This window comes from Peribacillus sp. NPDC101480, from assembly GCF_050277335.1.
Classification (GTDB): Bacteria; Bacillota; Bacilli; order Bacillales; family DSM-1321; genus Peribacillus.
Map to the genome: position 1 here is coordinate 308,287 of NZ_JBNNSB010000003.1, position 24,960 is coordinate 333,246.

26 protein-coding genes and 1 riboswitch are annotated in these 24,960 nt (G+C 41.3%); of the genes, 22 read left to right on the top strand and 4 right to left on the bottom strand.

The window, feature by feature from the left end:
- The first annotated feature begins 25 nt into the window (after nucleotides 1-25).
- The 4 genes from ACQKMF_RS12735 (at nucleotide 26) to ACQKMF_RS12750 (ending at nucleotide 2,656) form a co-directional block, all read left to right on the top strand.
- Nucleotides 26-601 carry a DUF6470 family protein gene (locus ACQKMF_RS12735; protein ID WP_427573540.1) on the top strand — a complete coding sequence of 192 codons (576 nt, stop codon included), beginning with the start codon at nucleotides 26-28 and terminating at the stop codon, nucleotides 599-601.
- A gap of 11 nt (nucleotides 602-612) precedes the next feature.
- Nucleotides 613-1,083 (top strand): flagellar assembly protein FliW, encoded by a 471-nt coding sequence (gene fliW / locus ACQKMF_RS12740; RefSeq protein ID WP_427573542.1) that lies wholly within the window; start codon nucleotides 613-615, stop codon nucleotides 1,081-1,083.
- Complete coding sequence (gene csrA, locus ACQKMF_RS12745; RefSeq protein WP_352923959.1) at nucleotides 1,055-1,288, top strand: carbon storage regulator CsrA; 234 nt, start codon at nucleotides 1,055-1,057, stop codon at nucleotides 1,286-1,288. Before fliW ends, csrA begins: the two co-directional genes overlap by 29 nt.
- 138 nt (nucleotides 1,289-1,426) lie before the next feature.
- Nucleotides 1,427-2,656 carry a flagellin gene (locus tag ACQKMF_RS12750; RefSeq protein WP_101223758.1) on the top strand — a complete coding sequence of 410 codons (1,230 nt, stop codon included), beginning with the start codon at nucleotides 1,427-1,429 and terminating at the stop codon, nucleotides 2,654-2,656.
- A gap of 486 nt (nucleotides 2,657-3,142) precedes the next feature.
- On the opposite strand, the gene ACQKMF_RS12755 is transcribed toward ACQKMF_RS12750, so the two are convergent.
- Nucleotides 3,143-3,985 carry a DNA endonuclease gene (locus ACQKMF_RS12755; RefSeq protein ID WP_427573760.1) on the bottom strand — a complete coding sequence of 281 codons (843 nt, stop codon included), beginning with the start codon at nucleotides 3,983-3,985 and terminating at the stop codon, nucleotides 3,143-3,145.
- A gap of 177 nt (nucleotides 3,986-4,162) precedes the next feature.
- On the opposite strand from ACQKMF_RS12755, the gene flaG reads away from it, so the two are divergent.
- From flaG to ACQKMF_RS12790, 7 genes are all read left to right on the top strand, one after another.
- Nucleotides 4,163-4,525, top strand: coding sequence for a flagellar protein FlaG (gene flaG / locus ACQKMF_RS12760; protein ID WP_427573545.1), 363 nt, complete (start codon nucleotides 4,163-4,165; stop codon nucleotides 4,523-4,525).
- Nucleotides 4,526-4,539: 14 nt separating this feature from the next.
- Nucleotides 4,540-6,051 (top strand): flagellar hook-associated protein 2, encoded by a 1,512-nt coding sequence (locus ACQKMF_RS12765; protein ID WP_427573547.1) that lies wholly within the window; start codon nucleotides 4,540-4,542, stop codon nucleotides 6,049-6,051.
- 24 nt (nucleotides 6,052-6,075) lie between these two features.
- Nucleotides 6,076-6,477: a flagellar export chaperone FliS gene (gene fliS, locus ACQKMF_RS12770; protein WP_101223755.1), complete on the top strand. Its 402-nt coding sequence runs from the start codon at nucleotides 6,076-6,078 to the stop codon at nucleotides 6,475-6,477.
- Nucleotides 6,477-6,821, top strand: coding sequence for a flagellar protein FliT (locus ACQKMF_RS12775; protein WP_230176151.1), 345 nt, complete (start codon nucleotides 6,477-6,479; stop codon nucleotides 6,819-6,821). Before fliS ends, ACQKMF_RS12775 begins: the two co-directional genes overlap by 1 nt.
- Nucleotides 6,822-7,074: 253 nt before the next feature.
- Nucleotides 7,075-7,632, top strand: coding sequence for a ribosome hibernation-promoting factor, HPF/YfiA family (hpf, locus tag ACQKMF_RS12780; protein ID WP_137016562.1), 558 nt, complete (start codon nucleotides 7,075-7,077; stop codon nucleotides 7,630-7,632).
- A 297-nt stretch (nucleotides 7,633-7,929) separates the two neighbouring features.
- On the top strand, nucleotides 7,930-8,139 hold the full coding sequence (locus tag ACQKMF_RS12785) for a hypothetical protein (protein WP_402943484.1): 210 nt from the start codon (nucleotides 7,930-7,932) through the stop codon (nucleotides 8,137-8,139).
- A 151-nt stretch (nucleotides 8,140-8,290) separates the two neighbouring features.
- Nucleotides 8,291-8,376: riboswitch (cyclic di-GMP riboswitch) on the top strand.
- A 31-nt stretch (nucleotides 8,377-8,407) separates the two neighbouring features.
- Nucleotides 8,408-8,548, top strand: a complete 141-nt coding sequence (locus ACQKMF_RS12790) for an anti-repressor SinI family protein (RefSeq protein ID WP_230176152.1) — start codon at nucleotides 8,408-8,410, stop codon at nucleotides 8,546-8,548.
- Nucleotides 8,549-8,696: 148 nt separating this feature from the next.
- Here ACQKMF_RS12790 and ACQKMF_RS12795 read toward each other — a convergent pair whose 3' ends face one another.
- A complete protein-coding gene (locus ACQKMF_RS12795; protein WP_063233922.1) occupies nucleotides 8,697-9,020 on the bottom strand; it encodes a helix-turn-helix domain-containing protein in 324 nt (107 codons plus the stop codon).
- 420 nt (nucleotides 9,021-9,440) lie between these two features.
- Here ACQKMF_RS12795 and secA point away from each other — a divergent pair, with 420 nt between their 5' ends.
- The 9 genes from secA to ACQKMF_RS12840 all read left to right on the top strand — a co-directional run bounded on the left by secA (nucleotide 9,441) and on the right by ACQKMF_RS12840 (nucleotide 20,951).
- Nucleotides 9,441-11,954 carry a preprotein translocase subunit SecA gene (gene secA / locus ACQKMF_RS12800; RefSeq protein WP_402943487.1) on the top strand — a complete coding sequence of 838 codons (2,514 nt, stop codon included), beginning with the start codon at nucleotides 9,441-9,443 and terminating at the stop codon, nucleotides 11,952-11,954.
- Between the two features lie 171 nt (nucleotides 11,955-12,125).
- Nucleotides 12,126-13,224, top strand: a protein-coding gene (gene prfB, locus ACQKMF_RS12805; RefSeq protein ID WP_402943489.1) for a peptide chain release factor 2 whose coding sequence is annotated in 2 segments (ribosomal slippage) — nucleotides 12,126-12,188 and nucleotides 12,190-13,224 — 1,098 coding nt in all. Because the reading frame shifts where the segments join, the coding sequence is not laid out codon by codon here.
- A gap of 154 nt (nucleotides 13,225-13,378) precedes the next feature.
- Complete coding sequence (locus ACQKMF_RS12810) at nucleotides 13,379-14,242, top strand: YitT family protein (protein WP_402943491.1); 864 nt, start codon at nucleotides 13,379-13,381, stop codon at nucleotides 14,240-14,242.
- Nucleotides 14,243-14,291: 49 nt separating this feature from the next.
- A complete protein-coding gene (gene cccB, locus ACQKMF_RS12815) occupies nucleotides 14,292-14,633 on the top strand; it encodes a cytochrome c551 (protein ID WP_230176155.1) in 342 nt (113 codons plus the stop codon).
- A gap of 293 nt (nucleotides 14,634-14,926) precedes the next feature.
- Nucleotides 14,927-15,613: a cell division ATP-binding protein FtsE gene (ftsE, locus tag ACQKMF_RS12820; RefSeq protein ID WP_089361962.1), complete on the top strand. Its 687-nt coding sequence runs from the start codon at nucleotides 14,927-14,929 to the stop codon at nucleotides 15,611-15,613.
- Nucleotides 15,603-16,496, top strand: a complete 894-nt coding sequence (ftsX, locus tag ACQKMF_RS12825) for a permease-like cell division protein FtsX (protein ID WP_034309901.1) — start codon at nucleotides 15,603-15,605, stop codon at nucleotides 16,494-16,496. The genes ftsE and ftsX overlap by 11 nt, the downstream gene beginning before the upstream one ends.
- Before the next feature lie 94 nt (nucleotides 16,497-16,590).
- Nucleotides 16,591-17,979: a murein hydrolase activator EnvC family protein gene (locus ACQKMF_RS12830; protein ID WP_402943496.1), complete on the top strand. Its 1,389-nt coding sequence runs from the start codon at nucleotides 16,591-16,593 to the stop codon at nucleotides 17,977-17,979.
- Between the two features lie 141 nt (nucleotides 17,980-18,120).
- The gene (locus tag ACQKMF_RS12835) at nucleotides 18,121-19,545 is read left to right on the top strand and encodes a S41 family peptidase (protein ID WP_402943499.1); all 1,425 of its coding nucleotides are present in this window, start codon (nucleotides 18,121-18,123) and stop codon (nucleotides 19,543-19,545) included.
- A gap of 212 nt (nucleotides 19,546-19,757) precedes the next feature.
- Nucleotides 19,758-20,951, top strand: a complete 1,194-nt coding sequence (locus ACQKMF_RS12840; RefSeq protein ID WP_402943501.1) for a PDZ domain-containing protein — start codon at nucleotides 19,758-19,760, stop codon at nucleotides 20,949-20,951.
- 74 nt (nucleotides 20,952-21,025) lie between these two features.
- Here the strand turns inward: ACQKMF_RS12840 and ACQKMF_RS12845 are convergent, their stop codons facing one another.
- Nucleotides 21,026-22,015, bottom strand: a complete 990-nt coding sequence (locus ACQKMF_RS12845) for an ABC transporter substrate-binding protein (RefSeq protein ID WP_063595771.1) — start codon at nucleotides 22,013-22,015, stop codon at nucleotides 21,026-21,028.
- Between the two features lie 180 nt (nucleotides 22,016-22,195).
- Between ACQKMF_RS12845 and ACQKMF_RS12850 the strand changes: the two genes are divergently transcribed.
- Both ACQKMF_RS12850 and ACQKMF_RS12855 read left to right on the top strand, forming a co-directional pair.
- Nucleotides 22,196-23,200, top strand: a complete 1,005-nt coding sequence (locus ACQKMF_RS12850) for a FecCD family ABC transporter permease (protein WP_402943507.1) — start codon at nucleotides 22,196-22,198, stop codon at nucleotides 23,198-23,200.
- On the top strand, nucleotides 23,197-24,252 hold the full coding sequence (locus tag ACQKMF_RS12855; RefSeq protein ID WP_101223743.1) for a FecCD family ABC transporter permease: 1,056 nt from the start codon (nucleotides 23,197-23,199) through the stop codon (nucleotides 24,250-24,252). Before ACQKMF_RS12850 ends, ACQKMF_RS12855 begins: the two co-directional genes overlap by 4 nt.
- A 55-nt stretch (nucleotides 24,253-24,307) precedes the next feature.
- On the opposite strand, the gene ACQKMF_RS12860 is transcribed toward ACQKMF_RS12855, so the two are convergent.
- Nucleotides 24,308-24,841 (bottom strand): YceI family protein, encoded by a 534-nt coding sequence (locus ACQKMF_RS12860; protein WP_101223742.1) that lies wholly within the window; start codon nucleotides 24,839-24,841, stop codon nucleotides 24,308-24,310.
- Nucleotides 24,842-24,960 lie beyond the last annotated feature (119 nt).

A 24,960-nucleotide genomic window follows, 5' to 3' on the forward strand; every position in this document is an offset into this window, starting at 1 on the left:
CTTTTTTCTATAAGGAGTGTTGATGATGCAGATTCCGCAAATTAGATTGCAAACCACCCCAATGAAGATTGGAGTGAATATAGAACAGCCTGTACAGCAAATCGAACAGAAGGCTGCGGTCCAATCAATCAAACAGCCGCAAGCGATTCTCGAGATTCAAATGACCCCAGGCAAGCTGACGATCGATCAGTCACAAGCAAGGGAAGACATGGATTTGAAAAGCCTTTCAGTAAGAGTCGATGAATTTGCGGAGCAGGGATACCAGGATTGGCTGGCGGGTATGGCAAGACGTGCCCAGCAGGGAACTGAGCTGAGGCATATTGAAAAAGGGGGTAATCCACTCGCTGAACAGGCTAGGCAAAACAGCAAAGGCCCTGAGAAGCAGTTCAATCTCGGCTGGATTCCCTCTCCATTCAGCGTAAAGCTTGACTACCAGCCAGCGGAAGTGAAGGTTGAAGCAACTGCTCAAAAACCGATCATTGATGCTCAAATCAATAGCGTTAACCATACATACACACCAGGTAGTGTGAATGTCGAAATTCTACAAAAAAATGCGCTGGATATAGATTTCATCAATTTAAATCCGGATGAGATAAGGTAGTGAAAACATAGATGATTCTACAAACAAAATTTCATGGCGAACTCGAATTGGCTGAGAAAGAGATTTATGTATTTGAAAGCGGGATACCAGGATTTTTAGAAGAAAAACAGTTTTGCTTGCTAGCTTTGGATGACACGCCATTTTTCGTCCTGCAATCGACAGAAACAAAAGAGCTTGCTTTCATTGTGACGATTCCATTTGAGGTGTTTCCTGATTACGAAGTGAAGCTTACGGATGAAGTATTATCTTCTTTACAAATAGAAACGGAACTGGAAGTCATTACTTTCGTCATTTTAACGATCCAAGACCCTTTCAATGAAACGACGGCGAATCTCCAGGCACCCATCATCATAAACGGCCCTAAAAAAGTCGGAAAGCAATTCATCATGAACGCTAGTGAATACCGTACAAAGCACAAACTGTTTGAACCTCAGCGGAACAGGGGGGGAAATGATGCTCGTTTTGACCAGAAAACCAAATGAAGCAATCATGATTGGCGATGATATCGAAATTACGATCCTGTCCGTCGAGGGGGAACAGATCAAACTGGGGATCAATGCCCCTAAAAACGTCGATATCCATAGGAAGGAAATCTACCTGTCCATTCAGCAGGAAAATAGAAAAGCCTCCAAAACAGAAACTAATTTTCTGGAAGGCATAAATGAGTATTTCAAGAAAAAATCGTAAAATCCGCTAAATATGTTTCCATGCAGGTCGATATTAAGTATACAACGATGGGCAGTGAAATAGGCGGCCGACTTAGTCACTGCCCATCGTAAACAACCACATGGACGTGGGGACTTAAGACTCAAGGAGGAAACAAAAATGATTATCAATCACAATATCTCAGCTCTAAACACGCACCGTCAATTATCAAGTGCAACGAATGCACAATCAAAATCAATGGAGAAACTAGCATCGGGCATGCGCATCAACCGTGCAGGCGATGACGCAGCTGGTCTAGCAATCTCTGAAAAAATGCGTGGACAAATCCGCGGATTGGACCAAGCTTCCCGTAACTCACAGGATGCCATCTCATTGATCCAAACTGCTGAAGGTGCATTAAACGAAACGACTGACATTCTTCAACGTATGCGTGAACTTGCTACACAAGCATCAACGGATACTAATACAACTAGTGACCGTGGAGAAATACAAAAGGAAATGGATTCATTAACATCTGAAATCAACCGTATCGGTAATACTACTGAATTCAATACTCAGAAACTATTGAATGGTTCTAAGGATTCTGATACAAAACTTTCTACTGCTAGCTTGACTGGTTCAGGGGCGGCAGGTGCTGTTACAACTGGCGGTACATTAAGTCTTAAAATCGATGGGAAAGATGTCGATGTTACAATCGGAGATGGTGATGCGGCTGCTGATATAGTGACTGCTATTAATACTGCAGCAAATACTGCACTTGGAACAACTGGTGAAGAGTATGCGTCCCTTGATGGTGATGGTGCTTTAAAGCTTGATACCTTAACTGCTGGCGCTAAAGGTTCCGTTGAAATAGTTGGTGCATCTGCTGGTACTGCTTTAGCTGATTTAAAAATAAGTAGTTCTTCTTCTACGGGTACTGATGCTGGCGCAGGTCTTCAATTCCAAATCGGTGCAAATGAAAACCAAAGTCTGACACTTGAAATCGGTGACATGCGTGCTAGTAATCTAGGATTAACTGGTATTGGTGATGGATTCACTGCAACTACAAATGTAAGCAATGGTACAGATTCTAAAGGCGTTGAATCCGGTCTGGATGTTTCTAATGCTAAAAATGCATCTGCAGCAATCACAGTTATTCAATCTGCAATTGACACTGTATCAGCTGAACGTTCTAAACTAGGTGCTAACCAAAACCGATTAGAGCATACGATCAACAACTTAGGAACTTCTTCTGAAAACCTGACTGCTGCTGAATCACGTGTTCGTGATACAGATATGGCTAAGACTATGATGGAGCAAACTAAAAACTCTATCTTGGCGCAAGCATCTCAAGCAATGCTAGCTCAAGCAAATTCCGCACCTCAAGGAGTTTTACAACTTCTGAGGTAAATTTGAAGGGCGTTTTATCCAGTAATGGATAAAATTATGACTGGGTGAATTGCTGGAACTTCCTAAAGCTGCATCAACCACAACGTAACTGGAAACGGTAAGCGTGATGGTCTGAAAATGATGGAGATGACATAATGGATAATCAGCAGCCAAGCTCCTTTGAGGAAACTCTGGAGAAGGTTCAACGACTAGGATATACAGTCTAAGGTGAAAGCTATGGCAATGAAATCCGTAGGGTGGCAAAAGCCATTCGAAGTGCCCAGCCCCTTATAAGATAAGGGTGAAGATATAGTCTGTTCTATGATCGAAAGACATAGTCGCAAAGCAAGCGAACCAACAACCACAAGGAGTTTTACAACTTCTTCGTTAATTTTAGATTACCTGAAAGAGACTCTAGTTTTACTAGAGTCTCTTTTTTTATCGAAAAATATAAAGGATCGGTTAGATTAACATTATTTAGCTCCAAAATACTATCATGTTTTGGCGTTAGTTTAGTTTTTTTATTTCTTGCCATTTATAAGTAACGGACCAATAACTTCTTTTTAGCATCTTTGCAATTTCATTTGTTGTATAACCATTTTCTTTAAGTTGTCTTAGTAATTTAATTTCATCTGGAGAATAGGGTTTAGAGCGATCTGAACTGCTGGTAAGAATCGTGTAATCAGGATACTTAGATTTCCACCTGAGTATTTCTTTTTGATTTCGGAATTCCCAAGAGGTTTTATATAACATGGAAGAACAAGTTTTTGCAACAGGTTCGATTAGTTCGAGGAAACGAAAAGTTTCTTTAACAGAAGTAGTTTTTAGAATATATCCATATCCATCTTTACGAGAGCTCAGCTTTAAGGATAAATGATATGTGGTAAATATATGTTCCTTTAGTTTCTCTAATTCGTCTTTAGGATAACATTGAAGGTAAAGGTAAATATGCGGTGTGAGGTAAATAATTTTTTTATTATGATTTACCCTGTATGAGATGCTTAAAGAGCCATCATCCATGTATAGAATAGTTAGGAAATGTGTTAAAATGCAATGTTTCAATAATGTGAAGGGGAGATGTTTAGTTCCATCATCACTGTAAAAGTGTGGGAATAAATTGGTGAATAATTCTAAAGAAGCGGAACGGACACATTGGCTTGCCGGAGTGATATATAATAATCCATCAAAAAAGGAAATTTTCCATTTTCGATAATCTCCCTGAGATGTGCCGTAGTGCTCCCGGTAGCTGTTGTTCTTTCTCCTGCTATTTTTATAAATTTTCGTGATTTCACCGTCACTTATAATGCTGGCATATAATATATTTTTCTGGATTTCAGTAAGATTAATTATGAAAACCTCCTTATATAAGAGTGTAAGCTCATCTTCTTAATCCCATTTTATAATGTTATCCCCTCCGATAGCGAATGTTTGTTCTCTATTTAATAATAAATCCTTTGTATGTACACTGTAAAGTTCCATTTCGGAACCGATATAAAAAGTAAAGATATCATATTGGGGGCTATTTAGATGCGGGAGAGTTTGTCCACAAATATCCTTTCCTCACAACTTAGAACAGCAATCTCGGAAGGAATCAGTTCATTTTATCAGCGGGAAATGAATACGCTAGCCTATTCGGAGCAAAGTGTGGAATCTACTGATATGCCATCAAAAGAAAAGGTGCAGGAAATGGTGGATAGTTTGAACACCTTCCTGAATCCGACACATACGGCGGTTCGTTTTGAATATCATGAGAAGCTGAATGAGTACTATGTCAAGGTAGTGGATGATGTAACGGATGAGACGATCAGGGAAATTCCCCCGAAGAAGTTATTGGACTTCTATGCGGCAATGACGGAGTTTGTCGGCATAATGGTGGATGAAAAAATATAAGCGGGTGATCAATTTTGGTACGAATCAGTGGTTTAGCAAGCGGGATGGACATTGATGAATTAGTTAAGAGCATGATGCAGGCAGAACGGGTGCCATTGGAAAAACTGACACAGAAAAAGCAGTATTCCGAGTGGCAGCGGGATGATTACCGTTCGATAAATACAGCTTTATCAGAATTGGATACGCTCATTCGTGATGGAATTGGGAAGCAGTCTTCCTTTATTAAAAAGAAGGTGATGGTATCGAATCCAGATGCTGTATCAGTGAGAAATGTGAATTCGACCATTGATTTTTCCGGGAATATAAAAGTGAATGGGCTTGCCAAGGCAGCAACCATGACAAGTACAGAAAAATCAGCTGTTACCGACCCGAAAAAGAAACTATCGGAATTGGGAATCACGACTCCTCAAGATATTACGATACTGTCCATCAATAAGGATGGCGGTTTTGATACGGAAGTAAAAGATGGCGCAACAGTGGAAAATCCGTATACTCTTACCCTTAATGCGGACGATACGTTAGAGAGTGTCATAAATAAAATTATTGCAAACTCGGGAGTGACTCTATTTTTCGATGAAACGTCCCAGAAGTTTTCCATCACTGCTAAAAATACAGGTGATATAAAAGATCGGCCTGAAATTGAGTTAGGGAGTACCGGAGATTTCTTCAATGTGCTAAAAATGAGCAGTAACAATGAAGGAACTGGCGGCACAATAGGGGAAAATGCATCGATTACTTATAATGGCCTGGACATTTCCCGTCCTTCGAATACGTTTCAGATTAATGGAGCGGAAATAACGGTAAAGCAAAAAACGACGGATACAGTCACATTCTCATCAACAGCTGATGTGGATGCCATCCTGGACACGATCACTCAGTTTGTGAATAAATACAATGATGTCATTAAAAAGGTTCAAGATAAAACGGGTGAAGCTAAATATCGCTCCTTTACCCCGCTTACCTCTGAGCAAAAAAAGGCAATGACAGAGGATGAAGTGAAGCTGTGGGAAGAAAAAGCGAAGAGCGGAACATTAAAAGGGGATTCGACGTTAAAAAGCCTCTTGACCACAATGAGGTCATCCCTATACACCTCGGTGGATGGGATCACAGGAAAAAACAATCTCAGCAGTTTGGGGATCACCACCACCAAAAATTATTTGGAGGGCGGTAAATTAACGATTGATGAGGACAAGCTCCGGGCAGCCATTAGTGAGGATCCGAATGCGATTTATGATATGTTCATGGCCAATGGGCCAGAAAAGAGCGACAAAGGCCTCGCGCGCCGGTTAAGGGATGATATAGAATCATCAATGAAGGCGATTACTGAAAAGGCCGGAAAGGCCGGATTTGTTAATAACAATTTTACAATCGGAAAATTGGTCAATGGGCTGGATAAGAAGATTTCAACATTTGAGGCAAAGCTAACGAAATTGGAATCGCGCTATTACAACCAGTTCACGGCGATGGAAAAAGCGATTCAAAAGGCAAACAGCCAAAGTGCATCGTTAGCTTCTTATTTTAGTTAAGGTAAGTCGGAAAGGAAGTTAAATATGGCAATAAATAATCCTTATCAATCGTATCAGCAAAATTCAGTCAACACAGCATCCCCGGGAGAGCTTACATTACTGCTTTATAATGGCTGTTTGAAGTTCATCATGCTTGGGAAGAAGGCCATTGAAGCAGGAAATATCGAAGCGAAGAATACGAACATCATCAAGGCGCAAAATATCATCCGCGAATTGATGGTGACGCTGAATATGGATGCGGATGTATCCAAAGATATGATGAGTCTATATGATTTCATGAACCGGCGTCTGATAGAAGCGAATATGAAAAATGATGTTTCTGCCTTGGAAGAAGTGGAGGGCCTTGTTACTGAGTTCCGGAATACTTGGAAGGAAGTAATTCAAATCAATCGGAAAAAACAATTTACCCAAAGCGGTCAAGTGTAATGGTGATTAGGACCTTTCATGATTTGACTGTTGAATTACTTGCCGTTCTGGAAAATCACACGATTACAGAGCGTGATGATAAAATAGAAAGGATCACAAAGCTGATCGATCAGCGAGATGGACTTCTTTCTCGAATCAAACCGCCTTTTACTGCAGAAGAGCAGCAGCTGGGACGTGCAGCACTGTTGCTCAACCAAAAGGTCGATCACTTGCTGAAGCTCCAAAAGCAGGAGATAAAGCGGGATATCCAGGAAATAAACAAGAAGAAACGATCATCCAATAAATACACGAACCCGTATGAAAGTCTATCAGTGGATGGTGTGTTCTATGATAAAAGAAATTGATTACACGACCGTTTGGATTCCAAAAGGTTTTCATGTTAATTATTTTTAAATTTTCTGTAAATAAAATAGGCTTAATTTTTTCTTTATAGCATAGCATTTGATATAATGAAGCTAGGGCAGACATCAACCCCTTTCCAAACCTTCCGACAATTGTTTCATTATTTCGACATATTTCATGATGTGTTTCTAAAAGGAACCGGAGGGGTATTGTAGAATCTAACTGTATAGTCTTAATTTAAGGAGGACTCACTTTATGAATTACAACGTACGCGGTGAAAACATTGAGGTAACTCCAGCAATTCGAGAATACGTCGAAAAGAAAATTGGCAAGTTAGAACGATATTTTAACAATACACCAGATGCAAATGTGTTAGTGAATTTAAAAGTGAACAATAATACATCAAAGGTCGAAGTGACGATTCCCATGCAGAATTTGGTTCTTCGTGCTGAAGAGGAAAATGCGGATATGTATGCTGCCATTGACTTGATCAATGATAAGCTTGAACGCCAAATTCGTAAACATAAAACGAAGGTCAATCGTAAGTTCCGGAACAATCTATCAGCTGCACCAGATGCATTCGCCTTCAATATGGAAGTTGACGAAGTGGTGGATGAATTTGAAGACGATAATGATATTGAAGTGGTCCGCAATAAGCGCTTTGATTTAAAGCCGATGGACAGTGAAGAAGCGATTTTACAAATGAATATGCTTGGTCACAGTTTCTTCGTTTACACGAATGCGGATACTAATACAACGAACGTAGTGTACCGCCGAAAAGATGGACGCTATGGATTGATTGAACCTAGTTAATTATTATTCTAAGATCAAAAGCACAGCCCAGCCTTTGGGTTGTGCTTTTTTAATGCCTGTTGATAGAATTCGTTTGAAAAGAAAAAGAATGATTGCTTCTTTTGTTCTCTATAAAATACAAATCAACGAAAAATCCTTTTGAAGAACAATTATTGTTCTTTATCAAGATAAATAGTCAGTTTTACCTATTTAATAACCCCCTTCTTTTGTACTATACTCAAATTGTAAGTTCTTTAAAAAGAACGGCTGATTTTTTATATAAAACAATTTGATCAAGGTGCAGAGGGGTTGGATTACTTGTATCGAAAGAATTGCCATACTTGCCATAGGGCTTCTTTTAGCAGTGCGGAATATGGAAAGTGGCTTTGCCCGACCTGCGGTGAGGATTTAACTGCGCAAAAAGCCTTGGATGCACTTACAATGGAGAGAATCAATACGAAGCAACGAAATATTAAGAAGAGCAATATTCACTATTATACAAAAAAACGAAAATCAATTAGTCTATGATAAATTACCTGCACTATGAATTTTCTTAATTTTGTAATAATTTGTCGGATAAAAGTTTTTGCATTTAGGTAGATTACCGACATAAAATAGCAATATATGGAGTGGGTATCCGTTATAATATGATTATATGTAATGTATTTGGTAATAAATACCACGACAAAGGCAAACTTATTGAAAGATGAGGGCGCAAAGGCACAGGTCTAAGGTCCTTGAGACTATGATGGCTGGTCTGCCTGAAATACAAGGAGTATTTTAGGAGGTAGAAGAGGTGGCTAATGTGGAAATGGATCAAGAATGGGTGAAATTGATTTCAGAAGCAAGGAGCTTGGGTTTCAAAAAGGAGGAAATCAGTGCTTTTTTGAAACGGGAAAGCCTTGAGGTAACATTAGAGGAGAACAATGGAAAATAGCTTACGAAAAAGTTCGAGAACATCCCTATAAACAGTAATTCGATTCATTAGCTGTTTATAGGGTTTATTCTTCCTTGAGATTCTACAAGTCTAGCTTATTCAAACTGTATTCTTCAGGATTATGTAGGTAAACTAGTGTACTACCACTCTACTCTTCTTTATCTTTTCTCCATTTATTAAACTCGATGAATTCCCTGAATTGTTGTTTTGAGACACCCGAATTCATGGCTTCCTCAACGATTTTCATCCAGTCAGTGTCCAAGGTTTCCTTATTTGGTGCATCATAAAGCAGGGCATCAACAGGAATGTTTAGTACGGCGGAGATTTTTTCAAGAAATTGAATAGAAGGATTCGTTTGTAAGTTCCGCTCGAGCGAACTTAAATAAGACTTTGCCACACCCGCTTTATCGGCAAGTTCAGTCATCGACATTTTCTTTTCTTCTCGCAGTTTTTTTACACGTTCACCAATCATCAATACCACCTCGAAACATGTTCTATTTATCTTCCGCTAATAAGTGTCAGTAGCCAATCTTATCATTCAAAACAAGACGACTGTAAGGTTGGATTACCTTGACATGCTATCGCTAGAGAGGACACACAGCATCTAGTGATGGAAGGTTATGGATAATTCTCATTTACATATGGAATAGTGGGGAGTTAGCAACATATTTTTTATACTTCCTTCTATTTTAACAGTTTTACTCCTCATTTATCCATTGTTTTTCGCAAGAATTGAATTCAGGTCTATACCAGGGAAGTGACATGAAGTTGTACCTCTATGATAGAAGTGGTAAAATTAAGCGTGCATTAGTAATAATAGAAGTGTGTTTCTTCTTACTTATATGAATTTTGTCATTGAACGATCATTACCATAATAGAGGAGCGTTATTGAATGCTTAATATATTAAATAAAGTTTTTGATCCGAATAAGCGAGAAATCAAACGTTTAGAAAAAATCGCCGATCAGGTCGAAGCGCTGGCTGATGAGACGGCGGGGTTATCGGATGAACAGTTGCGTGCCAAAACGGGTGAGTTTAAAGAGCGTTATCAAAATGGGGAAACCGTTGATGATTTGCTTGTTGAGGCTTTTGCGGTTGCACGTGAAGGGGCAAAGCGTGCTCTGGGCTTATATCCTTACCGTGTTCAAATCATGGGTGGGGCATCACTTCATGATGGAAATATCTCCGAGATGAAAACAGGGGAAGGTAAAACCTTAACATCCACCATGCCGGTTTATTTAAACGCGCTTACCGGTAAAGGTGTACATGTCGTTACTGTCAATGAATACTTGGCACACCGTGATGCCACCGAGATGGGTGTATTGTATGATTTCCTTGGTTTGACCGTCGGGTTGAATTTGAACAGTCATTCTAAAGAAGAAAAACAGGCGGCGTACAATGCTGACATTACGTACAGTACGAATAATGAGTTAGGTTTTGATTATCTTCGTGACAATATGGTGTTATATAAAGAACAAATGGTACAGCGCCCGCTGCACTTCGCTGTCATTGATGAGGTCGATTCGATTTTGATCGATGAGGCAAGAACGCCGTTGATCATTTCCGGCTCCGCACAAAAATCGGCTCAGCTGTATATCCAGGCCAATGCGTTTGTAAAAACCTTGAAAAAAGAAACCGACTACACATATGATGAAAAGACAAAAGGTGTTCAGCTGACGGAAGATGGGATGAATCGAGCTGAAAAAGCGTTTAATATCGATAATTTATTCGATATTAATCACGTTACTTTGAATCATCATATCAATCAGGCGTTAAAGGCACATGTTTCCATGCATTTGGATGTGGATTATGTTGTCCAGGAAGGCGAGATAGTCATCGTTGACCAATTCACTGGCCGTTTGATGAAAGGCCGCCGTTACAGTGAAGGTCTCCACCAGGCGATCGAAGCGAAAGAAGGACTTGAAATTCAAAATGAAAGCATGACTCTTGCGACGATTACATTCCAGAACTATTTCAGGATGTATGAAAAGCTTTCAGGTATGACCGGAACAGCCAAAACGGAAGAAGAAGAATTCCGCAATATTTATAATATGAATGTAATTGCGATCCCGACAAACAGGAATATCATCAGGGACGACAGGGCAGATCTTATATACGCGACAACTGATGGCAAATTCAAGGCTGTTGTGGAAGACATCGCCGAACGCTATACAAAGGGTCAGCCTGTGCTTGTCGGTACGGTTGCCATCGAAACATCTGAAGTCATATCTGCCTATTTATCCAAAAAAGGAATCCCTCACGATGTTTTGAATGCCAAGAACCATGAGCGTGAAGCGGAAATCATTGCGAATGCAGGTAATCAAGGCTCAGTTACGATCGCTACGAACATGGCAGGGCGCGGTACGGATATCAAGCTTGGTGAAGGTGTCAAGGAGCTTGGGGGCCTTGCTGTAATCGGTACGGAACGTCATGAAAGCAGGCGTATAGATAACCAGCTGCGTGGTCGGTCCGGCCGTCAGGGAGATCCAGGGGTCACTCAATTCTATTTATCAATGGAAGATGAATTGATGCGCCGCTTCGGTTCGGATAACATGAAAAACATGATGGCGCGCCTTGGTATGGATGATTCCCAGCCAATTCAAAGCAAAATGGTGACAAGGGCCGTTGAATCCGCACAGAAACGGGTCGAAGGCAATAACTTCGATTCACGTAAGCAATTACTGCAGTATGATGATGTTCTCCGTCAACAACGGGAAATTATCTATAAACAGCGTTTCGATGTCATGGAAAGTGACAACTTACGTGAAATCGTCGAAACGATGATCACGGCATCCATCCAGCGAAATGTTGTCGCGTTTGCACCAATGGGTGATGAGGAAGGCTGGAATTTACAAGGCCTTGTCGATTACCTGAATGGTAACCTATTCAATGAAGGTTCAATCACTGTAGCTGATTTGGAAGGGAAAAATGAAACGGAATTGGTTGAGTTCATTTTAGCAAAAGTGAAAGAAAGCTATGACCAAAAAGAAGAAGAGCTATCTGAAGAACAAATGCGTGAATTCGAAAAAGTAATCGTTCTTCGTGCCGTCGATAGCAAGTGGATGGACCATATTGATGCGATGGAGCAATTGCGCCAAGGGATCCACCTTCGTGCTTATGGCCAGATTGATCCGCTTCGTGAATATCAATCAGAAGGTTTCGCAATGTTTGAAGCGATGATTGCTTCAATGGAAGATGAAGTCGCAAAATACATCATGAAGGCCGAAATCCGAAACAATTTGGAACGTAAGGAAGTCATAAAAGGACAAGCGGTCAATCCGAAGGAAGAAGACGGGGGAAAAGTGAAAAAAGCCCCTGCCCGTAAAAAGGAAGACGTTGGCCGAAATGCGTTATGCCCATGCGGCAGCGGTAAAAAATATAAGAATTGCCATGGCAATTTAGGTTAAAGTTAGGTGTATAATGATTATGGGACGGTTAAGTGTAAGGCTTGCCGCCTCTTTTCATGTTTTGTTTGCATAAAGGTATACATTTGCATATAGTTTGGAGAGGTTTTATTTGTAATGAAGGGAATCCCTCTTCAGGGATTTTTTTTAACATACTTAATGAGGTGAAGAGAAATGGAATTAGCAGAAATTAGAAATGAACTTGAACGGACAGCGCAACGATTAACGGACTTTAGGGGGTCTCTTTGACTTAGATGAAAAAGAGGCACGAATCGCACAGCTAGAAAATGAGATGACACATCCCGATTTTTGGAATGATCAGCAAAAGGCACAAACTGTCATCAATGAAACGAATGGTTTAAAAGAACAAGTCAATCAATTATCCGACCTGAATGAATCATATGAAAATCTGGATTTGACATATGAATTAGTGAAAGAGGAGAACGATCAAGAACTTTTAGCGGAGCTGGAAGAAGAGATTACGGTTCTTGCACAAAAGATGAACGACTTTGAACTTCAACTTTTACTAAGTGAAGAATATGACTCGAAAAATGCCATTCTTGAACTGCATCCTGGTGCAGGCGGAACGGAGTCCCAGGATTGGGGTTCCATGCTGCTGCGCATGTATACAAGATGGGGTGAAAAAAGAGGCTTTAAAGTGGAAACCCTTGATTACCTTCCAGGTGATGAAGCTGGGATCAAGAGTGTCACTTTAATTTTCAAAGGCCATAACGCCTATGGTTATTTGAAAGCGGAAAAAGGGGTACACCGTCTTGTCCGTATTTCTCCTTTCGATTCCTCAGGACGACGCCATACTTCATTCGTTTCATGTGAAGTCATGCCGGAATTCGATGAGACGATCAATATAGAAGTACGCACGGAAGATTTGAAAATAGATACGTACCGGGCAAGTGGTGCAGGTGGTCAGCATATCAATACAACTGACTCGGCAGTCCGGATCACCCATATACCTACGAACACCGTGGTAACGTGCCAAAACGAGAGATCTCAAATCAAAAACAAGGCCCAGGCCATGAATATGCTGAAAGCCAAATTGTATCAACGTGAAATTGAGCAGCAACAAGCGGAATTGGATGAAATCCGTGGTGAGCAAAAGGAAATTGGCTGGGGAAGCCAAATTCGTTCTTATGTTTTCCACCCGTATTCCATGGTTAAAGATCATCGTACCAGTGCGGAGACCGGAAACTTGGGGGCTGTCATGGATGGCGATATCGATATGTTCATTGATGCGTACTTGCGTTCAAAATTATAAGATCAGCCAGTCGGACCGGTTTCCACGGTCCGACTTTTTTGTTTTTTCCTTTTTAACGAATCTTCTGGCTGACATTTACAGGATTGAAAAGGGATGCTCTACCTCGTTCGGCCAATACTAGATAATAATGATGGTTCGAGGAGACTTATGCAAAATGAAGAAAAGATACCGGGAGCAGAAGCACCCTTTAATTCAAAAGTTAACGGAGTATGGATTGGTGATTGTCGGTTCATCCATAATTGCCATTGGTTTTAATGTATTCTTACTGCCTAACCAGGTCGCATCTGGCGGGGTCAGTGGAATTAGCACGATTCTCGATTCAACTCTCGGTTGGGAGCCAGCCTACGTTCTTTGGGGTTTTAATATCCCTTTGTTCATTGCGGGGCTTATTATCCTTGGAAGACATTTCGGAGCCAAAAGCTTGATTGGAACCTTGTTTCTGCCTTTAGTGGTATTTCTGACAAAGGATTGGGATGCATGGACGAATGATGCATTGCTTGGTTCGATTTGCGGAGGGATGATGGTCGGACTTGGGCTGGGGATCGTCTTTCGAGGGAAGGGTTCCACAGGCGGGACCGATTTGGCGGCACAGATTTTCCATAAGTATACCCATCTGTCATTAGGAACCTGTGTGGCAGTCATTGATGGAATCATCGTTTTAAGTGCTGCCATCGTTTTTGATATTGAAAAAGGGCTTTATGCATTGATTGGATTGTATGTGACAAGCAAGACGATAGACCTCGTCCAGGTTGGATTGAACCGTTCGAAGATGTCATTAATCATCACGAATAAAGAAATGGAAGTAAGGGATGCTATCATACATGAGCTGGACCGGGGTGTAACAGGCATATCCGGGTATGGCGGATATACAGATGTTACTCGTCCAATTTTGATGTGCGTAATAGACCAGTCTGAATTCACCAAATTGAAACAATTGGTGAAACTCGTTGACCCTAAAGCGTTTGTAATTGTAATGGACGCATCGGAGGTACTTGGGGAGGGTTTTAAACTGGATTGAAATTGGTATAATGTTCTTGTGCTGGTATAAATCAGAGGGGGTAAATTCGATGAAAATGAAGTGGTTAGCCTTAATTTTGGGTACTTCTTTGGCCTTGGCTGCATGCGGTGGGAACGATGATGCTGCAGATAAAGAGCCTGCAAGTGAAAATAATGAAACGACTACGGCAGATGCCGGTGATGCCGCAAAAATTTATGAAAACAAATGTTCAAGTTGCCATGCAGTGAATCTTGAAGGCGGCGTGGGACCGAATTTAACGAAGGTCGGTTCCAAGCTATCAAAAGCAGACATCGAAAAAGTCATTGCGAATGGTCAAGGCGGAATGCCAAAAGGTATAATCCAGGGCAAGGAAGCGAGCATGGTCGCTGAATGGCTTGCTGAACATAAATAATGATTAATGAAACGTCCTGCTTAGCAGGACGTTTCATTTAGCCTCCTTTAAACCTCGTGACAACTCACATTTAACCCCCTTTTCAAGCAATCAAATCCTGGAATTATTACATAGATGTTGATATATGTCTAACTGAAATGAAACTGTAATATTTTTTATGCTTAATTTGACAAAATATGATGTTATAATGTTTCTGTGCTCAAGTAAGAGAGATTCCTGTCAGATTTCAGTGAAAATTGTCGAAAAAGCTGTAGGTACATAGTGATAATCCAAGCAAATTAGGTGGTTTTAGAATGATAGAAATGATAGATGTGAAAAAGACATATCCAAATGGCGTAATTGCCATTAATGGAATCAATGTGAAAATAAAGCCAGGCGAGTTCGTTTATGTAGTGGGTCCGAGCGGTGCCGGAAAATCGACCTTCATCAAAATGATGTATAGGGAAGAAAAGCCTACAAGCGGTAATATCTTGGTCAATGGCATAAGCCTGCCAAGTATCCGCAATTCGAAAGTTCCTCTATTTCGCCGTAATATCGGTATGGTATTCCAAGATTTTAAACTCCTTCAAACATTCACTGCATATGAAAATGTTGCTTTTGCCATGGAAGTTATTGAAAAGGAACCGGAAGAAATCAAAAAGAGAGTCATGGAAGTCCTTGATCTGGTTGGCATTAAACATAAAGCGAGAATGCTTCCTTCCGAGTTATCTGGTGGGGAACAGCAAAGGGTTGCAATAGCCCGTTCGATCGTCAATGATCCCAAGGTAGTCATAGCAGACGAGCCTACAGGTAATCTTGATCCCGAAACATCATGGGAAATCATGAACATATTCGAAGAAATTAATAAACGCGGAACTACACTTGTCATGGCCACCCATAATAGGGACATCGTCAACAATATTAAACGACGTGTCATTGCCATTGAAAGTGGAAAAATAGTTCGCGATGAACATCGAGGTGATTACGGATATGAAATTTAGAACATTGCTCCGTCACTTCCGTGAAAGTTTTAAAAATATTGGCCGTAATGGATGGATGACGTTTGCTTCAGTCAGTGCAGTAACGGTCACTCTAACTTTGGTTGGCGTCTTTTTAGTGCTCATGATGAATTTAAATCATATCGCGGGAAATGTGGAGAAAGATGTCGAAGTTCGTGCACATATTGATAATGCGGCGAATGATGACGATATAAAAGCTATAGGTAAGCAAATTACGGAGATAAACGGCATCGAATCAGTGATTTTCTCTCCAAAGGATGAAGAGCTTACTAATTTAATAGATGATTTAGGAGATAATGGTGAGGCTTTTAAACCATTTGAACAGGATAACCCATTAAGGGACGTTTATGTTATCAAAACGAAATCTCCGCAAGATGTCATCAAGGTGGCAAAAAAAATCGAAGGTATGGAATATATCCAAAGTGTTAAATATGGACAAGGCTACGTCGAGAAACTATTCAGCTTTGTTAATATTGCTAGAAACATAGGGATCGTTCTTATTGTAGGATTATTATTTACTGCAATGTTCCTGATTTCGAATACGATTAAAATTACCATTGTAGCCAGAAGAAAAGAAATTGAGATCATGAGATTGGTAGGAGCGACAAATACATTCATCCGTTGGCCATTCTTCTTGGAAGGGCTTTGGTTGGGAGTCCTCGGTTCCATCATTCCGATAGGTCTGATTGCAGTACTCTACTATAATCTTTATAAATACGCAGCACCGCAGATTACGTTCAAATTCATCGATTTCTTGCCTGCAAATCCGTTTATTTATCAAGTTTCGGCCATCCTCATCGTAATTGGTGCGGTTATCGGAATATGGGGCAGCTTGATGTCCGTCAGGAAGTTCTTGAAAGTATAAAAGTGTATCTTTACTCGAAAGCCAAAAGTAGCCAGACATAAATAGAGAGACGTTACAAGGCAAGGATGTAACGGGTTGAAAGGGGAAATGAAACGTGAAAAAAAATATCATTGCCATGAATGCCTCCATCATGATCGGGTTGGGAAGCATTCTAGCGGCACCTTCGGTTTATGCTGAGTCTATTTCGGATTTAGAAAAACAGAAAGAATCCATACAGGAAAAACGTTCAGGTGTTGAATCGAATATTTCCGAAACTGAAAAGAAAATCGATAGCCTGCAGGATAAGCAAATGACAGCAGAAGACCAAATCGCTGCCATTGAAGCGAAAATCGCAGAGTCCGCAAAAAAAATCGATGCTAAAAATGCTGAAATTACACAAACGAAAAAAGAAATCGAAGCATTGAAAGAAGAGATTAAAGTATTAAAAGAGCGGATCGCCAAACGTAATGAAGTATTGAAGGAAAGGGCACTTTCTTTCCAGGAGACTGGCGGGGACGTGAACTACCTGGAAGTATTATTCGGATCATCCAGTTTTGGGGATTTAGTTGACCGTGTCGGAGCTGTAGCGACAATCGCTGAAGCTGACCGCGATATTTTAAAGGAGCATGAGCTGGATAAAAAGGATCTGGAAGAAAAGCAAAAAGCTGTTGAAACGAAGCTTGCCAGTTTAGAAGTGGCAAAAGCTGAACTATTGGAAATTCAAAAGCAACAAAAACAGCAGAAGCAAGAAAAGGATGCTTTAGTTAAGAAATTAAAGCAACAAACTGAAAAGCATGAACATGAGAAGATGGGTCTAGAGGAAGAAAAAGCGAATCTTGCTGCTCAAGAAAAAGCCATCAAATCTGCCATCAGCTTAGAGCATCAACGTCTTGCCGAATTGGAAGCAGCTCGTAAAAAAGCGGCAGCTGAAGCGAAAAAACGTGCAGAGCAAGAAGCGGCACAAGCGGCTGCACAAGCAGCATCACAAGCATCGGAATCAAAAAAACAATCCACTTCTTCAGGATATAGTGCAAAAAGCAACAGTTCATCAGCGCCATCAACTTCACAACCTTCGTCTAATGTAAGTTCAGCGCCAGCTGTATCATCTGGTACTTTCACTAGACCAAGTGCAGGATATGTATCTTCAACAATGGGTGAACGTTGGAATAAACAGCATGCCGGCATCGATATCGCTGCTAGCGGAACGGTTCCAGTTGTAGCTGCAGCCGACGGAGTCGTAAGCCGTTCTTACTTCTCAAGTACATACGGTAACGTCGTCTTCGTTACCCATTCAATCGGCGGTCAGCAATGGACTACTGTTTATGCACACTTAAGTTCTAGACAAGTAGGCGAAGGTGCTGTAGTTGCCAAAGGTCAACAGGTTGGAATCATGGGTAACACAGGACATTCCTTCGGTCAGCATTTACACTTTGAGCTACATAAAGGCGCATGGAATTATAGCAAGTCAAATGCTGTTAATCCATTAAACTATATACCTAATTAATACCCAATATATGAACGGAAAAACAGATCAGGATCAATTCCTGGTCTGTTTTTTTGTGTAGTGTCACCATATTCTATAAGCATATTTCTTTCAATCGCCTCATATAGTGAAATACATATCAGGTCAGAAATGGGGATAAATATGGTCAAAAAATGGGTACTTCCTCTAGTAATTATCATGTCACTAGCCATTGGAGCAATGGGGGGCATATATTGGACAAGCCTTCCGGCCAAGAATGAAGCAAAAGATGAAAGCCAAGCAATACCGAAGGATAAGGAATGGGCAAAAGTGGAACAAGCTTATGGTTTGATCGTAAGTCAGTATGTAGAACAGGTGGACGGTTCCAACTTGGTGGAGGGCGCCATCCAAGGCATGCTGTCAGCGCTGAAAGATCCTTATTCCGTATATATGGACAAGGAGACCGCCAAGCAATTCAATGAAACACTGGACTCCTCTTTTGAAGGGATCGGGACTGAAATCGGAATGGAAGATGGTAAGGTCATCATTGTTTCTCCTTACAAAGACTCGCCTGCAGAAAAAGCTGGATTAAAGCCGAAAGATCAAATCCTTAAGGTGAATGGCGAAAGTGTAGAAGGTTTGGATCTGTATGAAACGCGCCTGAAAATCCGCGGCAAAAAAGGATCTCCCGTCAAAATGGAAATAAAGCGGGCAGGGGTGGACAATCCACTTGAATTCAAAATGGTGCGTGCCGAAATTCCATTGGATACCGTATTTTCATCAATTAAGGAAGTTGCCGGAGAACAAATCGGTTATATCGAGTTGACCACTTTCTCGGAAAATACTGCATCTGATTTCAAAAAGCAGATGAAAGAGCTCGAAAAGAAGGGAATCAAGGGCTTGGTCATAGATGTACGCGGTAACCCAGGTGGCCTTCTTTCTAGTGTGGAAACGATTCTTGGCGAGTTTATCACAAAAGACAAGCCTTATTTGCAAATTGCAGAAAGAACGGGCGAAACGCAATCGTTTTTTACAAGCCTTAAGAAAGCGAAAAGTTATCCCATTGCCGTCTTGACGGATAAAGGGAGCGCCTCAGCCTCGGAAATCCTGGCAGGCGCGATGCAAGAGGCGGGAGGCTATCCATTGGTTGGCGAGAAGACCTTCGGGAAAGGCACAGTACAGCAGGCTGTACCAATGGGTGATGGCAGTAAGATTAAACTTACATTATATAAGTGGCTGACGCCTTCAGGAAACTGGATCCATAAAAAAGGGATCGAGCCGACAATCAAAGTGAAACAACCGGAGTATTTTGATGCACATCAGCTGGCCATTGAGAAGGTGTTGCAGCGGGATATGAATGATGAACAAATCCAGTATGCCCAAAGCATTCTGAAAGGACTTGGATTTGAACCGGGCCGTGAGGATGGATATTATGATTGGAGTACAGAAATCGCAGTAAAAGCATTCCAAAAACAATTTGGCCTGGAAGTGACTGGTAAGCTGGACGCTAAAACCGCAGCACATTTGGAATCCGCCATTCTGGATAAGATCCAGGATGAAGATAATGATATTCAGTTACGCACGGCTTTGAATTATTTAGTGAAGTAACTTGATGGCACCGTTCCCCTTGGAGCGGTGCCTCTTTTGCATTTGTTTGAGTTCGCCTGCGAACATGGAGGCAGATTAGGGGAAACTTTAGATAAAGCTACTTTTTCTGCATCTTAATAGGCATGGAGGCTACATTTTTGATAGAATAGGAGGTAACTGACCAGAACGAAATTGACAAAATTTTGATTACATTTGAGGATGGTGGAAAGAAATTGACAACGGATTGGCTGATAGCATGCTTAATGGGATTAGGAAAAATCTTCCTTCATCCTTTGCTTTATGTTTCGATTGCCTATTGTTTATTCATCGGCTATCTTCGCGTTAAACGGGAACGCCATGATTTTAATACCAAGATTTACAGTTTTTCCATGGAGCTGCGTTCCATGTTACCTCAAGGATTGATATGGGGATTGATCCTTTCCTTCCTTACGCTGGCTACTGGACTCGCCATTCCTATGGCGGCGCTGCTCATCATGGCAGTGGTAACGATTTTGTCCATGCTATCCATGAAAAGGAGGTTTGTTTCCCCCGTTTATACAGTGGGACTCACCTTCTTTATCCTTTTCTTTTTATATGATAGAGATATCAAGCTTACGTTCTTTCAGGATGCCTTTAATCAGCTGGATCGGTCCGTATATCCGACACTTGTCATTTTAATAGGGTTATTATTGATTGCTGAAGGGTTCTTGATTGTTGGCAACGGAAGTAAAAAGGTCTCTCCCCAGTTGGAGGTATCCAAGAGGGGGCAGCCGATAGGTGTGTATGTATCACAGCGAATCTGGCTAATTCCCATGTTCGTCATGGTTCCTGGAGGACAACTTCCAATTCCTTTCGAATGGTATCCAGTTTTTTCAATCGGGGATGTATCCCTGTCGCCGATCGTACTGCCCATATTAATCGGCTTTAGGCAAAAAGTGCATGGGACGCTCCCTGAACTGGCCATTAGGGCGCAAGGCAAAAAGGTTGGGGCATTGGGAATTATGATTACGCTTTTGGCGGCAGTTGGTTACTGGTATCCCCCATTGGCAATCATGACGGCTGTTTTAGCAATCCTCGGTCGTGAATTTCTGCATTATTCCCAAAAGGCAATGGATCGAAAGCTTCCTTTTTATTTTTCGAAAAGTAAGTTGGGTGTCCAGATCTTAGGCGTTATCCCTCAATCTCCGGCAGATAAAATGGGGTTGCTAAAAGGCGAGGTCATTTCGAAAATAAATGGTGTCGTCGTCAGGGAAGAAGAAGAGTTATATAGGGCGCTCCAAATAAACCGGGCACATTGCAAGCTTGAGGTCATCGATAATAATGAACAGATTCGTTTTGTGCAAAGAGCTTTATTTGACGGGGAGCATTACGAATTGGGCCTCTTATTCGTTGACGATCAATTGAAGGAAAGCGGACAAGTGGGATAATGACACATTAGTATAAAATAAAAGGCCTTTCTCGAATTATATCGAGAAAGGCCTTTTTCAATGGAAACGTGTTATTACTTTTCAAGCATGATCTTTTCTATATCTTCAAGCATTTTATTAGCTGCAATTACTCCGCCAGCTGTATTCCATGTTGCGTCGCTAACCTCATGGGCATTTCCGTTTTTGACTGCATCAAGGTTTTTCCAAAGTGGATCATTCGTCCATTCTTTTGCTGTGCTTAGGGCTTGTTTGTCGCCTTCAGGAGCGTAAGTGAAGTAGAAGAGAATATCTCCATCCATTTTAGGGATGACTTCTTTTCCAACCTCAATGGCAAGGTTGCCTAATTTATTATCTGCAGTGAAGAGTTCCTTCTGTTGTTCTGCACGTTTAAATCCTAATTGATCGAAAATCACTCCAGAGAATGAATCTGTGTAATAAATACGAGTAGTTCCAGCCATGAAACGAACAATGGAAACTTCTTGATTTACTTTATCACCCAATTTAGCTTTAAGATCTTCAGTGTTTTTATCGAATTCTGCAATTACATCGTTCCCTTTTTCTTCAAGGTTCAAGGCTTTTGCATATAGTTTAAAGTTTTCTTTCCAATCTCCTCTTAACGTTTCCGAGAAAACGGTAGGGGCGATTGCATTTAATTTATCATAAACAGCTTCTTGGCGTATCTTGCTTCCGATAATCAAGTCAGGCTTCAGTGATGCGATTTTCTCTAAGTTAACTTCATGTTCAACACCAACAACTTCGACCCCATCCATATCATCTTTAATATGGTCGTACCAAGGGTCACCAAGCCATGATTGAACGGCACCAACAGGTTTAATCCCTAAAGCGATCAATGCTTCAGTGCCTTCATTTGTTAAAACGACCACTCTTTTAGGCGTTTCTTTCAACTCGGCAGTGCCCATGGCATGCTCAATTGTGTAGCTTTTCTCCTCTTTCTTGTCTTCAGCTTTATTTCCATCGGCCTTTTCATCCGAATTCCCGCAAGCTGCTAGAAGGAAGACTGCAAATATTGTAAAAATCGTTAATAAAGACTTAAATCTAAACATCTATGTATCCCTCCCAATTTGTCAGCAAATGATAATCATTCGCACTTAACAGCACCATCATAAAATGAATATACTTTTCTGTCAATATATAATTGAAAATGATTCTCAAATTCGTTGACATAATCCTGTTTAGACCAGTAAAATATTACTATACAAACGTGATTGGAAAGGTAACTGGATATGTTATTAAAAAATTCATGGCAGAAATGGATGGGGCTGTTCATTACCATTCTTTTGCTGCTATTTTTACTGTGCTCAAGCATTGTATACGGTTATACAGATACAACGTGGAAAATGGCCATCGATGCTTTTACCGATTTCAATGGGACGAACGAACACATTGTCATTCAATCAGTCAGACTTCCGCGGGCCCTGATAGCTTCGGCAATCGGTGCAAGTTTGGCCATTTCCGGGGTGTTAATGCAAACGCTAACTAAAAACCCCCTCGCGTCTCCAGATATATTCGGGGTCAACGCCGGGGCGGGATTGGCGGTTGTAACCGGTGTCACCGTTTTTGGAATAAGTAATCTTCAAGTATTCACATGGCTGTCATTCATAGGGGCGGCCATAGCCGCGATAAGCATATATATGATTGGAAGCATGGGACGAGGCGGCTTGACACCTATGAAGCTGACATTGGCTGGTGCAGCCATGACGGCCATGGTAGCTTCACTTACACAAGGTCTTCTTGTTTCTAATGAGGCTCTTTTAGAGCAAGTCCTATTCTGGCTTGCTGGATCCGTCTCCGGTAGAAGTCTGGACAATTTAGTTGCTGTCCTGCCTTATCTTGTCGTAGGCTGGGGCCTTGCCTTGATCATGTCCGGTAAAATGAATGTGTTGTCCATGGGTGAGGATGTTGCAAAAGGTCTTGGATTGAATATAGTTTTCCTTAAGCTGGTTCTGGGGCTGGCAATCATCCTTCTCGCTGGCGGATCAGTGGCGGTTGCGGGTCCGATTGGCTTTATAGGAATCGTCGTTCCACATCTTACCCGTTTTATAGTAGGCATCGATCATCGCTGGCTGATTCCCTTCTCTGGACTTTTCGGGGCGGTGCTTTTGATTGCGGCCGATGTCATATCCAGGTATATCCTGATGCCTCGAGAAGTTCCGGTCGGAGTCATGACAGCCATAATAGGGACCCCATTCTTTATTTATATAGCTAGAAAGGGGTTCAGCGGTCGATGAAGTCATATAAGAGCTTTCGTTTGTTTAATGAAAAAATATCATTCTTGATGGATAAAAAAGCTATGATCGTGATTTTCATATTATTTGTAGTCACTTCACTAGTGTTTGTGATCAGTACTGGCGTGGGTGAAATGAATATAAATCCGCTAAGTGTCCTCCAGGTCCTTTTCGGAGGGGGAACGGAGAGCGATCGGCTTATCATCCAATCTTTCCGGCTGCCTAGAATAATTGTTGCCCTGTTGGTGGGGATGGGCCTTGCTGTTGCTGGCGGAATCCTTCAAGGGATGATTCGGAATCCACTTGCTTCGCCTGATATCTTGGGGATAACGGGAGGAGCGACAGTGGCGGTCGTTGGATTCTTGGCCATTTTTAGTGATAAGAATCATTCATTAACGGTGAGCATCAATTGGCTGCCGTTAGCTGCGTTCATTGGGGCGACAGTCGTGGCATTACTTGTTTATTCATTAGCCTGGAAAAATGGAGTTCCCCCGATCAGGCTTGTGTTGATCGGAATTGGGGTGATGGCCTTAATGAAGGCACTCACAACGATGATGATGATTCTTGGTCCAGTCTATCAAGCGAGCCAGGCCAACCTTTGGATCACGGGGTCAGTGTCTAACTCCACCTGGAATAATATCGCTGTTCTGGCACCATGGACGATTCTATTCCTATTAATCGCCTTCCTGTATGCCAGAAATATTAATTTACAGGAGCTTGGCGATGACCTTGCAACGGGTCTTGGGGGACATGTCCAAAAACAACGGTTTACATTATTGATGATCAGTACCGCCTTGATTGGCGGTTCCACAGCTTTTGCTGGAGGAATAGGCTTTGTTGGATTAATGGCCCCACACATGGCCAGAAGGCTTGTTGGTTCTAGTTTTGGAGTGTTACTGCCCACTTCAGCTTTGCTTGGCGGCATCCTGGTTATGGTGGCGGATTTGATTGGACGGACCCTATTCTCACCTTTGGAAATACCGGCTGGTGTCTTCACAGCGAGCATCGGGGCACCATACTTCATTTATTTACTTTATAAAACGAGGAATTCGTAACACCGGTAAATTAATAAAGAAGCAGCCATCCCTAGGATGGCTGCTTCTTTATTAATTAAGCTTCTTTTGCAACTTCGATTTCGATGGTAAGCGTGATTTGATCGCCGATCAGTACGCCGCCTGTTTCTAAAGCTGCGTTATAGGTTAAACCATAATCACTGCGTTTGACTTTACCTTTTCCGCTAAAGCCTGCTTTTTCATTTCCCCATGGATCTTTTCCTTGGCCTTCGAAGGTGATGCTGAAAGTTTCTTCTTGTGTGATTCCATTAAGAGTCACATTTCCAGTTACATCGTATTCATCTTCATCCGTTTTCACAATTTTTGTTGATTTGAATGTTAATGTAGGGTTTTTTTCTACATCAAAGAAGTCAGCGGAACGCAAGTGATTATCCCGGTCTGCATTGCGTGTGTCAATACTGGCCACATCAACGGTAAAATCGATCTCTGCAGTTGTTAGATCCAATGGGTTTGCAAGAATGTTTGCTTCGAACTTATTAAAACTTCCTTTTACTTTAGCGATCATCATATGTTTTACGGAAAATTCAATAGCACTGTGAGTCGGGTCGACTGTCCATTTTGTATTGGTCATGATAATTCCTCCTAATTATTAATCTTGAATTTATATATCTTTAATTTGAGATATCTTAACTTAATGTAATTATAAGAGGTGGAAGCAATAGTGTCAACTGAAAGTTTTCCTTTATTTTG

Excerpts from the sequence above, each read along its gene's own strand:
- ACQKMF_RS12735 (WP_427573540.1), top strand. The coding sequence starts at position 26 with ATGCAGATTCCGCAAATTAGATTGCAAACCACCCCAATGAAGATTGGA.
- fliW (WP_427573542.1), top strand. The coding sequence starts at position 613 with ATGATTCTACAAACAAAATTTCATGGCGAACTCGAATTGGCTGAGAAA.
- csrA (WP_352923959.1), top strand. The coding sequence starts at position 1,055 with ATGCTCGTTTTGACCAGAAAACCAAATGAAGCAATCATGATTGGCGAT.
- ACQKMF_RS12750 (WP_101223758.1), top strand. The coding sequence starts at position 1,427 with ATGATTATCAATCACAATATCTCAGCTCTAAACACGCACCGTCAATTA.
- flaG (WP_427573545.1), top strand. The coding sequence starts at position 4,163 with ATGCGGGAGAGTTTGTCCACAAATATCCTTTCCTCACAACTTAGAACA.
- fliS (WP_101223755.1), top strand. The coding sequence starts at position 6,076 with ATGGCAATAAATAATCCTTATCAATCGTATCAGCAAAATTCAGTCAAC.
- ACQKMF_RS12775 (WP_230176151.1), top strand. The coding sequence starts at position 6,477 with ATGGTGATTAGGACCTTTCATGATTTGACTGTTGAATTACTTGCCGTT.
- hpf (WP_137016562.1), top strand. The coding sequence starts at position 7,075 with ATGAATTACAACGTACGCGGTGAAAACATTGAGGTAACTCCAGCAATT.
- ACQKMF_RS12795 (WP_063233922.1), bottom strand. The coding sequence starts at position 9,020 with ATGATTGGTGAACGTGTAAAAAAACTGCGAGAAGAAAAGAAAATGTCG.
- secA (WP_402943487.1), top strand. The coding sequence starts at position 9,441 with ATGCTTAATATATTAAATAAAGTTTTTGATCCGAATAAGCGAGAAATC.
- ACQKMF_RS12810 (WP_402943491.1), top strand. The coding sequence starts at position 13,379 with ATGAAGAAAAGATACCGGGAGCAGAAGCACCCTTTAATTCAAAAGTTA.
- cccB (WP_230176155.1), top strand. The coding sequence starts at position 14,292 with ATGAAAATGAAGTGGTTAGCCTTAATTTTGGGTACTTCTTTGGCCTTG.
- ftsE (WP_089361962.1), top strand. The coding sequence starts at position 14,927 with ATGATAGAAATGATAGATGTGAAAAAGACATATCCAAATGGCGTAATT.
- ftsX (WP_034309901.1), top strand. The coding sequence starts at position 15,603 with ATGAAATTTAGAACATTGCTCCGTCACTTCCGTGAAAGTTTTAAAAAT.
- ACQKMF_RS12835 (WP_402943499.1), top strand. The coding sequence starts at position 18,121 with ATGGTCAAAAAATGGGTACTTCCTCTAGTAATTATCATGTCACTAGCC.
- ACQKMF_RS12845 (WP_063595771.1), bottom strand. The coding sequence starts at position 22,015 with ATGTTTAGATTTAAGTCTTTATTAACGATTTTTACAATATTTGCAGTC.
- ACQKMF_RS12850 (WP_402943507.1), top strand. The coding sequence starts at position 22,196 with ATGTTATTAAAAAATTCATGGCAGAAATGGATGGGGCTGTTCATTACC.
- ACQKMF_RS12855 (WP_101223743.1), top strand. The coding sequence starts at position 23,197 with ATGAAGTCATATAAGAGCTTTCGTTTGTTTAATGAAAAAATATCATTC.
- ACQKMF_RS12860 (WP_101223742.1), bottom strand. The coding sequence starts at position 24,841 with ATGACCAATACAAAATGGACAGTCGACCCGACTCACAGTGCTATTGAA.